10 protein-coding genes are annotated in these 12,424 nt (G+C 31.7%); all 10 read left to right on the plus strand.

From position 1 onward, the window contains the following. Nucleotides 1-17 precede the first annotated feature (17 nt). The 10 genes from J3R86_RS02105 to J3R86_RS02150 all read left to right on the plus strand — a co-directional run bounded on the left by J3R86_RS02105 (nt 18) and on the right by J3R86_RS02150 (nt 12,420). Nucleotides 18-479, plus strand: coding sequence for a CtsR family transcriptional regulator (locus J3R86_RS02105; protein WP_207517846.1), 462 nt, complete (start codon nt 18-20; stop codon nt 477-479). Between the two features lie 24 nt (nt 480-503). Then, nucleotides 504-1,055 (plus strand): UvrB/UvrC motif-containing protein, encoded by a 552-nt coding sequence (locus J3R86_RS02110; RefSeq protein ID WP_207517847.1) that lies wholly within the window; start codon nt 504-506, stop codon nt 1,053-1,055. Between the two features lie 4 nt (nt 1,056-1,059). Further along, nucleotides 1,060-2,067: a protein arginine kinase gene (locus tag J3R86_RS02115; RefSeq protein ID WP_207517848.1), complete on the plus strand. Its 1,008-nt coding sequence runs from the start codon at nt 1,060-1,062 to the stop codon at nt 2,065-2,067. Nucleotides 2,068-2,080: 13 nt separating this feature from the next. Then, nucleotides 2,081-4,531 (plus strand): ATP-dependent Clp protease ATP-binding subunit, encoded by a 2,451-nt coding sequence (locus tag J3R86_RS02120; protein WP_207517849.1) that lies wholly within the window; start codon nt 2,081-2,083, stop codon nt 4,529-4,531. A 571-nt stretch (nt 4,532-5,102) separates the two neighbouring features. After that, nucleotides 5,103-6,467, plus strand: a complete 1,365-nt coding sequence (radA, locus tag J3R86_RS02125) for a DNA repair protein RadA (protein ID WP_207517850.1) — start codon at nt 5,103-5,105, stop codon at nt 6,465-6,467. Between the two features lie 24 nt (nt 6,468-6,491). Beyond that, on the plus strand, nt 6,492-7,550 hold the full coding sequence (locus J3R86_RS02130) for a PIN/TRAM domain-containing protein (protein WP_207517851.1): 1,059 nt from the start codon (nt 6,492-6,494) through the stop codon (nt 7,548-7,550). Between the two features lie 391 nt (nt 7,551-7,941). Further along, complete coding sequence (gene gltX, locus J3R86_RS02135; RefSeq protein WP_207517852.1) at nt 7,942-9,396, plus strand: glutamate--tRNA ligase; 1,455 nt, start codon at nt 7,942-7,944, stop codon at nt 9,394-9,396. A 580-nt stretch (nt 9,397-9,976) separates the two neighbouring features. After that, nucleotides 9,977-10,639 carry a serine O-acetyltransferase gene (gene cysE / locus J3R86_RS02140; RefSeq protein ID WP_207517853.1) on the plus strand — a complete coding sequence of 221 codons (663 nt, stop codon included), beginning with the start codon at nt 9,977-9,979 and terminating at the stop codon, nt 10,637-10,639. Continuing rightward, complete coding sequence (gene cysS, locus J3R86_RS02145) at nt 10,623-12,023, plus strand: cysteine--tRNA ligase (RefSeq protein WP_207517854.1); 1,401 nt, start codon at nt 10,623-10,625, stop codon at nt 12,021-12,023. The genes cysE and cysS overlap by 17 nt, the downstream gene beginning before the upstream one ends. Further along, nucleotides 12,016-12,420: a Mini-ribonuclease 3 gene (locus tag J3R86_RS02150; protein ID WP_207517855.1), complete on the plus strand. Its 405-nt coding sequence runs from the start codon at nt 12,016-12,018 to the stop codon at nt 12,418-12,420. Before cysS ends, J3R86_RS02150 begins: the two co-directional genes overlap by 8 nt. Nucleotides 12,421-12,424: the final 4 nt, after the last annotated feature.

Consider the following 12,424-nt stretch of genomic DNA (forward strand, 5'->3'; position numbering starts at 1 on the left):
AAAAAGGGGTGATATACATGCATAATATGTCGGACATCATAGAACAATACATCAAACACTTATTTGAAGAGTCGAATGAAGATGTCGTTGAAATTCAAAGAGCACATATTGCTCAACGGTTCGATTGTGTCCCTTCACAATTAAATTATGTCATTAAAACACGATTTACTAATGAACATGGTTATGAGATAGAAAGTAAACGTGGTGGTGGTGGATATATTCGAATCACAAAAATTGAAAATAAAGATGCAACAGGTTATATTAATCATTTATTACAATTAATAGGACCTTCTATATCACAGCAACAATCATACTATATAATAGATGGTTTATTGGATAAAGCTTTAATTAATGAACGAGAAGCTAAAATGATTCAAGCAGCTATTGATCGCGAAACATTAGCGATGGATATGGTTTCAAGAGATATTATTAGAGCAAATATTTTAAAAAGATTACTTCCAGTAATTAATTATTATTAATATTTATATAAATGAGGTGTTTATGTGCTTTGTGAAAATTGCCAACTGAATGAAGCGGAAGTTAAATTAAAAGTAACAAGTAAACACGGCACCGAAGAAAAATGGGTTTGTCAAACGTGTGCACAGGGTAATCACCCTTGGAATTCATCTCAAGATCAGCCATTAGATCAAGAATACCAAGATGATATTGAGGAAGCATTTGTTGTAAAACAAATTTTGCAACATTTAGCTACAAAACATGGCATTGATTTTCAAGAGATAGCGTTTAGAGAAGAAAAACGGTGTCCAAGTTGCCAAATGACATTAAAAGATATTGCACATGTAGGTAAATTTGGTTGTTCAGAGTGCTTTGCAACTTTTAAAGATGATATTTATGATATTGTACGTAGAGTTCAAGGTGGTCAATTTGAGCACGTTGGAAAAACACCACAATCATCATATAAAAAATTAGCATTGAAAAGAAAAATAGAAGAAAAAAATCAATATTTATCAACATTGATTGAAGAACAAAACTTTGAGGAAGCAGCGATTGTAAGAGATGAAATTAAAGCCCTTAAAGATGAGAGTGAGGTTTAATTAGATGACTAATGATATTCATGAAAATATTAGTGAATGGATGAAAAGTAACCAAGATAATCCCATCATTATGTCATCAAGAATACGGCTAGCAAGAAATTTAGATAATCATGTGCATCCACTAATGTATAAAAATGAACAAGATGGCTTTAGAGTTATAAATGAAGTTCAAGACGCTTTGCCAAAATTTGATTTATTACGTTTAGATCAACTTGATCAACAAAGTAAAATGAAAATGGTAGCTAAACATCTTGTTAGTCCTGAATTGATTAAACAGCCAGCTGCAGCAGTATTAGTAAACGATGATGAATCTTTAAGTGTCATGTTAAATGAAGAAGATCATATTCGTATTCAATCAATGGGAACAGATATTGCGTTACAAGAGCTTTATAATAAAGCATCAGAGATAGATGATGAATTGGATAAACAACTTGATATAAGTTTTGATGAACAATTAGGCTACTTAACGACATGTCCTACGAATATTGGTACAGGTATGAGAGCTAGTGTGATGTTACACTTACCGGGATTATCAATAATGAAAAGAATGTCTAGAATCGCACAAACTATTAACCGTTTTGGTTATACAATAAGAGGTATATATGGTGAAGGGTCTCAAGTATATGGCCATATGTATCAAGTTTCAAATCAACTTACGCTTGGTAAATCTGAAACAGAAATTATTGAAACACTGACTGAAATTGTTAATCAAATTATTCAAGAAGAAAAGCAAATTCGTCAAAGATTAGATATTTATAATAAACTAGAAACAGAAGATAGAGTACATCGTTCTTTAGGAATTTTACAAAATTGTAGAATGATATCGATGGAAGAAGCTTCATATAGATTAAGTGAAGTAAAGTTAGGTATAGATTTAAGTTATATCAAATTACAAAATTTCAAATTTAATGAATTAATGGTTGGCATACAATCTCCATTTTTATTAGATGATGAAGAAGAAATAGATATAAAAGTTAAAAGAGCAGAATTATTGAGAAAACATATAAAATAGGAGGTTTTCATATATGCTATTTGGTAGATTAACAGAACGTGCGCAACGTGTATTAGCACATGCACAAGAAGAAGCAATCCGTTTGAATCATTCTAATATAGGAACAGAACATTTATTATTAGGTTTAATGAAAGAACCAGAAGGTATAGCTGCTAAAGTATTAGAAAGTTTTGATATTACAGAAGATAAAGTAATTGAAGAAGTTGAAAAATTAATTGGTCATGGCCAAGACCATGTAGGTACATTACATTATACACCTAGAGCTAAAAAAGTAATTGAATTATCAATGGATGAAGCAAGAAAATTACATCACAATTTTGTGGGAACAGAGCATATCTTGCTTGGTTTAATTCGTGAAAATGAAGGTGTTGCAGCAAGAGTATTTGCTAACCTTGATTTAAATATTACTAAAGCACGTGCACAAGTAGTTAAAGCACTAGGTAATCCAGAAATGAATAATAAAAATGCCCAAACTAGCAAGGCTAATAATACGCCAACATTAGATAGTTTAGCACGAGACTTAACAGTTATCGCAAAAGATGGAACACTAGATCCAGTTATTGGAAGAGATAAAGAAATTACTAGAGTAATTGAAGTATTAAGTCGTCGTACTAAAAACAATCCAGTATTAATTGGTGAACCAGGGGTAGGTAAAACTGCAATAGCAGAAGGCCTTGCTCAGGCTATAGTTAAAAATGAAGTTCCAGAGACTTTAAAAGATAAACGTGTTATGTCATTAGATATGGGAACTGTAGTTGCAGGTACGAAATATCGTGGTGAATTTGAAGAACGTTTGAAAAAGGTTATGGAAGAAATTCAACAAGCAGGTAATGTCATTCTATTCATTGATGAATTACACACACTTGTTGGTGCAGGTGGTGCAGAAGGTGCAATAGATGCATCTAATATCTTAAAACCAGCATTGGCTCGTGGAGAACTACAATGTATAGGTGCAACAACATTAGATGAATATCGAAAAAATATTGAAAAAGATGCCGCACTAGAAAGACGTTTCCAACCAGTTCAAGTTGATGAACCAACAGTTGAAGATACAGTAGAAATACTTAAAGGATTACGTGATAGATACGAAGCACATCATCGTATTAATATTTCTGATGAAGCATTAGAAGCGGCAGTGAAATTAAGTAATCGATATGTTTCAGATAGATTTTTACCAGATAAAGCAATTGATTTAATCGATGAAGCATCTTCGAAAGTGAGATTGAAAAGTCATACGACACCAACTAACTTAAAAGAAATCGAACAAGAAATTGAAAAAGTTAAAAACGAAAAAGATGCTGCAGTACATGCGCAAGAGTTTGAAAATGCTGCAAACTTACGTGATAAACAAACTAAGCTTGAAAAGCAATATGAAGAAGCAAAAAATGAATGGAAAAATACTCAAAATGGTATGAGTACTTCATTATCAGAAGAAGATATAGCTGAGGTTATTGTTGGATGGACAGGTATTCCACTAACTAAAATTAACGAAACAGAATCCGAAAAATTATTAGGATTAGAAGATACTTTACACGAAAGAGTTATTGGACAAAAAGATGCCGTTAATTCAATTAGTAAAGCAGTAAGACGTGCTCGTGCTGGATTAAAAGATCCTAAACGTCCAATTGGTAGCTTTATTTTCTTAGGACCAACAGGGGTAGGTAAAACAGAATTAGCACGTGCATTAGCGGAATCAATGTTTGGTGATGATGATGCTATGATTCGTGTTGATATGAGTGAATTTATGGAGAAACATGCAGTGAGTAGATTAGTTGGAGCACCTCCAGGCTATGTTGGTCATGACGATGGTGGTCAGCTTACTGAAAAAGTAAGACGTAAACCATATTCAGTTATTCTATTTGATGAAATTGAAAAAGCACATCCTGATGTCTTTAATATTCTTTTACAAGTATTAGATGATGGACATTTAACTGATACAAAAGGGCGCACTGTAGATTTCAGAAATACAATCATTATTATGACTTCAAATGTCGGTGCTCAAGAATTACAAGATCAACGCTTTGCAGGATTTGGTGGTGCAAGTGAAGGTCAAGATTATGAAACAATTCGTAAAACAATGATGAAAGAATTGAAAAATGCATTCCGTCCAGAATTCTTGAACCGTGTAGATGATATTATTGTCTTCCATAAACTTTCTAAAGATGAATTAAAAGAAATAGTTACAATGATGGTTAAAAAATTAACAGATAGACTATCTGAACAAAATATTGATATTAAAGTAACAGATAAAGCGAAAGATAAAATTGCTGAAGAAGGATACGATCCAGAATATGGTGCAAGACCATTAATTAGAGCAATTCAAAAAACAATCGAAGATAATCTAAGTGAATTAATATTAGATGGTAATAAAATAGAAGGTAAAGAAGTAACTGTTGATCATGATGGTAAAAAATTCAAATATGATATTCAAGAACCATCAATTAAAGAAGAAGTTACAGAATAGAAACAAGGCGTAAATTAGTAAATATATTCGATATAAATGATGACACCTTTCCACGTAGGAAAGGTGTTTTTTTACGAACAATTTAAAAATGAGAATTGTAATAGCGTAAGTAAATATTAGTAGAAATGAATAATTTCTTAATGGGAGTGGGACAGAAATAATTGTTTCAAAACAAATTGCTTCGTAGATGCTCGTCTTACACATTAATGACAAAATAACATATATATTTGATGATGGATCTCTATACTCCGGCAAGACTGACTAGTATTATAAAACGTTATGTGATTAACATTTCATGATACTAGTCAGTTATTACTAATCGCAAATGATTTATTATAAAGTTTTTTCTCTAAACCTCATTCATTGATAAATAATACAAACATTTATTCAGATAAAGTCGAATTTTTATTATCAAAAATATAAAGTTAACTAATAAATGAACTACCTATTTATATTACAATTGAATAACATAGTTTTGACTATTTTCACTTAAGAATAAAGATATTAAATTTGTCAGAATGACATTGTACGTATAAAATAGATGTGTTCAAAAGAAAGTGGAGGTGCAATATTGGCCAAGAAAAAAGTGATTTTCGAATGTATGGCTTGCGGATATCAATCACCAAAATGGATGGGTAAATGTCCAAACTGTGGTGGTTGGAATCAAATGGAAGAAATTGTTGAAAAAGCATCTAATCCCAAACATGGTGTGAAAACAAAAGAAGTTGCAGGCAAAGTACAAAAATTAAATAGTATTCATCATGAATCAACGCCTAGAATATTAACTGAATCAGCGGAATTCAACCGCGTGCTAGGTGGAGGTATTGTTAATGGTTCTCTAGTACTAATTGGAGGAGATCCTGGTATTGGGAAATCAACATTATTACTTCAAATTTGTGCATCATTATCACAAAAGAAAAATGTGTTATATATAACAGGTGAGGAATCATTAAATCAAACTAAATTACGAGCTGATCGTTTAGATGAAGATTCAAGTGAATTACAAGTTTTAGCTGAAACAGACTTAGAAGTAATTTATCAAACAGTGAAAGAAGAACAACCAGATTTATTAGTTGTAGACTCTATTCAAACTATTTATCATCCGGAAATTTCATCAGCACCTGGCTCGGTTTCACAAGTGAGAGAGAGTACGCAAAGTTTAATGAATATTGCCAAACAAATGAACATTGCAACATTCATTGTTGGTCATGTTACGAAAGAAGGACAAATTGCTGGTCCACGTTTATTAGAGCATATGGTTGATACCGTTTTATATTTTGAAGGTGATGAACATCATGCATATAGAATTCTACGAGCAGTAAAAAATCGTTTTGGTTCAACTAATGAAATGGGTATTTTTGAAATGAAACAAAGTGGTTTGAAAGGCGTCAATAACCCATCTGAGATGTTTTTAGAAGAACGTTCAGCTAATGTACCAGGATCAACAATAGTAGCAACAATGGAAGGTACAAGACCATTACTTATTGAAGTTCAAGCTTTAGTTACACCAACGACTTTTAATAATCCAAGAAGAATGGCAACAGGAATAGATCATAATAGGCTTAGTTTATTAATGGCAGTACTTGAAAAAAAGGAAAACTATTTATTACAACAACAAGATGCTTATATTAAAGTTGCCGGCGGAGTTAAATTAACAGAACCTGCCGTTGATTTAAGCGTGATTGTAGCGACAGCATCTAGTTTTAAAGATAAAGCTGTAGATGGTTTAGACTGTTATATTGGAGAAGTTGGTTTGACTGGAGAAGTTAGAAGGGTTTCACGTATAGAACAACGTGTACAAGAAGCAGCGAAGCTTGGATTTAAGAGAGTAATTATACCTAAAAATAATATTGGGGGCTGGTCATTTCCAGAAGGGATACAAGTTATTGGCGTAACATCGGTTCATGAAGCATTATCATTTGCCCTACATTCATAGTACAACTGGAAAGGAGTTTCTGATGTGAATTTTATACGCTTGATGGTCATTGCGATTTATATTGTAATCGGTAGTACTTTAGGAATCATTATTATACCAGGCATAGCTACAGATATTGGTTTATCTGGCATGCATATTTTAAAAAATCACTACATTGATGGCATCATAGGTATCATTATCATGTTCGTACTATTCGGAATCTTTATTAAACGTATCGCTGATGCTATTAAAGAACTAGAACAATTTATCTTACGTAGAAGTGCGGTTGAAATACTATTTGCGACAATAGGTCTTATTTTCGGATTATTAATATCGGTAATGATATCATTTATTTTAGAGTTAATTGGCGATTCAATTTTTAATCATTTTGTACCAATTATTATTACTTTTATACTGTGTTATTTAGGTTTTCAATTTGGCTTGAAAAAAAGAGACGAAATGTTAATGTTCTTGCCAGAAAATATCGCACAATCGATGTCACAACATACTAGAAGCGCTAGTCCTAAAATTATAGACACCAGTGCTATTATCGATGGAAGAATTTTAGATGTATTAAAATGTGGCTTTATGGATGGAACTATTTTAATTCCACAAGGTGTTATAAATGAACTACAAATTATTGCTGATTCTACAGATAGTGTTAAAAGAGAAAAAGGACAAAGAGGCTTAGATATTTTAAATAAACTATATGATTTAGAACATCCGTCAAAGGTCGTTAATCCAACAAAGTCACACAGTGACATTGATACAATGTTAATCAAACTAGCTAAAAATTATCATGCAAGTATCATTACAACAGATTTTAACTTAAATAAAGTTTGTCATGTTAACGGAATTACAGCATTAAATGTGAATGATTTGTCGGAAGCAATTAAACCAAATGTCCATCAAGGCGATCAGCTTCATTTACTATTAACCAAAATGGGTAAAGAAGCTGGTCAAGCTGTAGGGTATTTAGATGATGGAACGATGGTAGTTGTCGATCATGCAAAAGAATTAATTGGTCAATATGTACAATTAGAAGTTGTTAGTTTATTACAAACATCTTCAGGAAGAATTGTATTTGCTAAAAGAACGAATTAGAAATGACAATATTAATCATCGAGAAATAAACCCGCTTATTATTAGTAATATCATAAACACATGACTTATCAAACATAAAATATAGTGCTAGAATATATTTTAGTTATGTTAATAAAAATCGGATAAAATAAAGTTAAAATTTGTATAAATAACAAATAATTCTAGAAAATTTTGAGCTTTATTGTTATATAGTGAATGATTAACATCACTTAACAAAAGTTAATTAAATTATTCGAGATAGAAATCAATTAATTATGTTATGATAAGTCAATGTAATTAATAAAAGTAGCATCATTTTTGATGATTTTTGTCGATGTAATTGGCATACAAAAATGGTAGAATACACAACTTAAAATTAATATTAGATAAGAAGAATTTAGGAGTGAACATGATGAGCGAACGAATTAGAGTAAGATATGCACCTAGTCCAACTGGATATTTGCATATTGGTAACGCGAGAACAGCTTTATTCAACTATTTATTTGCTAAACATTATAATGGTGATTTTGTTATTCGTATTGAAGATACAGACAAAAAAAGAAATTTAACAGATGGGGAATCTTCACAATTTGATAATTTAAAATGGTTAGGCCTTGATTGGGATGAATCAATGGATAAAGATAAAGGATATGGCCCTTATCGCCAATCTGAACGTCAACATATTTATGAACCATTAATTGAACAATTGTTAGCTGAAGATAAGGCTTATAAGTGTTATATGACTGAAGAAGAGCTAGAAGAAGAACGTGAAGCTCAAATTGCACGTGGTGAAATGCCACGTTATGGTGGACAACATGCTCATTTAACTGAAGAGCAACGTCAACAATTTGAAGATGAAGGACGTCAACCAGCAATTCGTTTCCGCGTACCACAAAATAAAACGTACAGTTTTAATGATATGGTTAAAGGAGAAATATCATTCGATTCAAATGGTATTGGTGATTGGGTTATTGTTAAAAAAGATGGTGTCCCTACTTATAATTTTGCTGTAGCTATTGATGACCATTTTATGGAAATTAGTGATGTAATTCGTGGAGATGATCATATATCTAATACACCTAAACAATTAATGATTTATGAAGCATTTGGCTGGGAAGCACCACGTTTTGGACACATGTCACTTATTGTTAATGAAGAACGTAAAAAGTTAAGTAAACGTGATGGCCAAATCTTACAATTTATTGAGCAATATCGTGATTTGGGATATTTACCAGAAGCATTATTTAACTTCATTGCATTATTAGGTTGGTCACCAGAAGGTGAAGAGGAACTGTTTAGTAAAGAAGAATTTATAAAGATTTTTGATGAAAAACGTCTATCAAAATCACCAGCATTCTTCGATAAACAAAAATTAGAATGGGTTAACAATCAATATATGAAACAAAAAGACCCAGAAACAGTGTTCCAAATGGCTTTACCACATCTTATTAAAGCAAATTTAATTCCTGAAAATCCATCTGACGAGGATTTAGCTTGGGGACGTAAATTAATTGCACTATATCAAAAAGAAATGAGTTATGCAGGTGAAATCGTTCCATTATCAGAAATTTTCTTCCAAGAAATGCCTGAACTTGGTGAAGAAGAACAGCAAGTGATGAATGGAGAACAAGTACCAGAATTAATGTCTCATTTATATGGTAAATTAGAAGCTTTAGAACCTTTTGAAGCTGCTGATATTAAGAAAACAATTAAAGAAGTTCAAAAGGAAACTGGTATTAAAGGTAAACAATTATTTATGCCAATTCGTGTAGCAGTAACTGGTCAAATGCATGGACCAGAATTACCAAATACTATTGAAGTGTTAGGCAAAGAAAAAGTATTGCAACGATTAAAAAAATACGTATAATTAAAGAACATATAAATGGTAACAATAGTTACTTGAAAAAATGAAAGTAACAATTTAAGATAAAATTGAGTAAATTAAGTCATCTTTTTGAAAGTAATACAAATCAAAGGATTAGTAATTAATCATGTATGTTTCAGAGAATGTACGGTTGCTGCGAGTACAACTTACTGATTAATGAATGCACCTTTGAAGTAACATTTTAATACTTAAAATGAGAATAAAAGAAGATACTGTGTATAATTTAGAATTGTTAATCATGATAAGTGTGTGGCTAATTCTAGTATGAATATACAATTTTTCTTTTATTGAATTCAGAGTGGAACCGTGCGGCAGCGCCTCTAACATTAATTAAATATGTTAGAGGCGTTTTTGTCATAAAAAATCTTTATGACTGTTCAATATGAATTTAACGCCATTTAAATAGTTAGCACTAGCGTGACACGAGATGAATAATATTTTAAGTATTTTAAAGTAGTTTAAGTGTTATTAATAGAAATTATGACTTATCAAAGATTGAAGGCAATAAGATAAATGTTTAAAAACTAATATCATAGCTTAACTAAACAGTTCAATTCATAGTATGTCGGGGGAGGTAAACATCTTGCTAAAAAGAATGAGAGACGATATTAAAATGGTGTTTGAACAAGATCCAGCAGCACGTTCAACATTAGAAGTTATAACTACATATGCTGGTTTACATGCAGTTTGGAGTCACTTAATTGCTCATAAGCTCTACAATAAAAAGAAATATGTAACAGCACGATTGATTTCCCAAATTTCACGATTTTTTACAGGAATTGAAATACATCCAGGTGCTAAAATTGGTAAACGTCTGTTTATTGACCATGGTATGGGAGTAGTTATAGGGGAAACATGCACAATAGGTGATAATGTTACAATCTATCAAGGTGTTACATTAGGTGGAACAGGTAAAGAAAAAGGTAAACGTCATCCAGATATTGGTGACAATGTGTTAATTGCAGCAGGATCTAAAGTGCTAGGTAACATAAAAATACATTCAAATGTTAATATTGGTGCCAATTCAGTAGTATTGCAATCTGTTCCTAGCTATTCCACAGTCGTAGGTATACCAGGGCATATAGTTAAACAAGATGGCAAACGTATCGGTAAAACGTTTGATCATCGTAATTTACCAGATCCTATTTATGAACAAATTAAACATTTAGAACGACAACTTGAAAAAACGAAGAACGGAGAGATTCAAGATGATTACATTATATAATACATTGACACGTCAAAAAGAAGTATTTAAACCGATAGAACCAGGAAAAGTTAAAATGTATGTTTGTGGACCTACAGTATATAATTATATTCATATCGGAAATGCCAGACCAGCAATTAATTACGATGTTGTAAGACGTTATTTTGAGTACCAAGGTTATGACGTAGATTATGTTTCCAATTTTACTGATGTAGACGATAAACTTATTAATCGTTCAAAAGAACTAAATCAAAGTGTTCCAGAAATTGCGGACAGATATATTGAAGCATTTTATGAAGATGTAGGTGCTTTAAATGTTAAAAAAGCTACATCTAATCCGCGTGTCATGGATCATATGGACGATATTATACAATTTATAAAAGATTTGGTTGATCAAGGTTATGCGTATGAAAGTGGCGGAGATGTATACTTCCGAACTCGTAAATTTGATGGATATGGCAAATTAAGTCATCAATCTATCGATGATTTAAAGGTAGGTGCTCGTATAGACACAGGAGAACATAAGGAAGACGCCTTAGATTTCACATTGTGGAAGAAAGCTAAGCCTGGTGAAATTAGTTGGGACAGTCCTTTTGGAGAGGGACGACCAGGTTGGCATATTGAATGTTCAGTTATGGCATTTCATGAATTAGGTGCAACGATCGATATACATGCTGGAGGATCAGATTTACAATTCCCACACCACGAAAACGAAATTGCTCAGTCAGAAGCACATAATCATGCGCCATTTGCTAATTATTGGATGCATAATGGATTTATTAATATTGATAATGAAAAGATGAGTAAATCATTAGGAAATTTCATTTTAGTTCATGACATTATTAAAGAAGTAGATCCAGATGTATTACGCTTTTTCATGATTAGTGTACATTATAGAAGCCCTATTAATTATAATTTAGAACTAGTTGAAGCAGCACGCAGTGGACTAGAAAGAATTAGAAATAGCTACCAATTAATTGAAGAGCGACAAGAAATTGCAACTGATATTGAAGAACAAAATGATTATATTAAACAAATACAAGCTATCTTAGATCGATTTGAAACAGTGATGAACGATGATTTTAATACAGCAAATGCTATTACAGCTTGGTATGATTTAGCAAAATTGGCAAACAAATATGTATTAGAAAATACGACATCATCAAAAGTAATTGCTAAATTTAAAGAGGTTTATCAAATTTTCAGCGATGTATTAGGTATTCCTTTAAAAGATTCAAAAGTAGAATTATTACTAGATGAAGATATAGAAAAGTTAATTGAAGAACGTAATCAAGCTAGGAAAAATAAAGATTTTGCACGTGCTGATAAAATTAGAGATATGTTAAAAGAACAAAATATTATATTAGAAGACACACCACAAGGGGTTAGATTTAAACGTGGATAACCAACAAGTGGATCATATTAAATTATTAAACCCATTAACTTTAGCCTATATGGGAGATGCAGTGTTGGATCAATATGTTCGTTCTTATATCGTTTTAAAACTAAAAAGTAAACCTAATAGGCTACATCAGGTAGCGAAACAATATGTATCTGCTAAAAGCCAAGCGCAAACGTTAGAATTATTAATTGAAGAACAATGGTTTACAGAAGAAGAAATGGATATTTTAAAAAGAGGACGTAACGCCAAAAGTTATACCAAAGCCAAAAATACAGATATCCAAACGTATAGAAAGAGTTCTGCTCTAGAAGCCGTGCTTGGTTATTTATATTTAAAAGAGCAAGAAGAAAGACTAGAACAATTATTAACAAAAATAATCAACATTGTTAACGAAAGGTAGTGAC

Origin of the sequence: Staphylococcus simiae, assembly GCF_017357005.1 — a bacterium.
In the GTDB taxonomy this organism is placed as follows: Bacteria; Bacillota; Bacilli; order Staphylococcales; family Staphylococcaceae; genus Staphylococcus; species Staphylococcus simiae_A.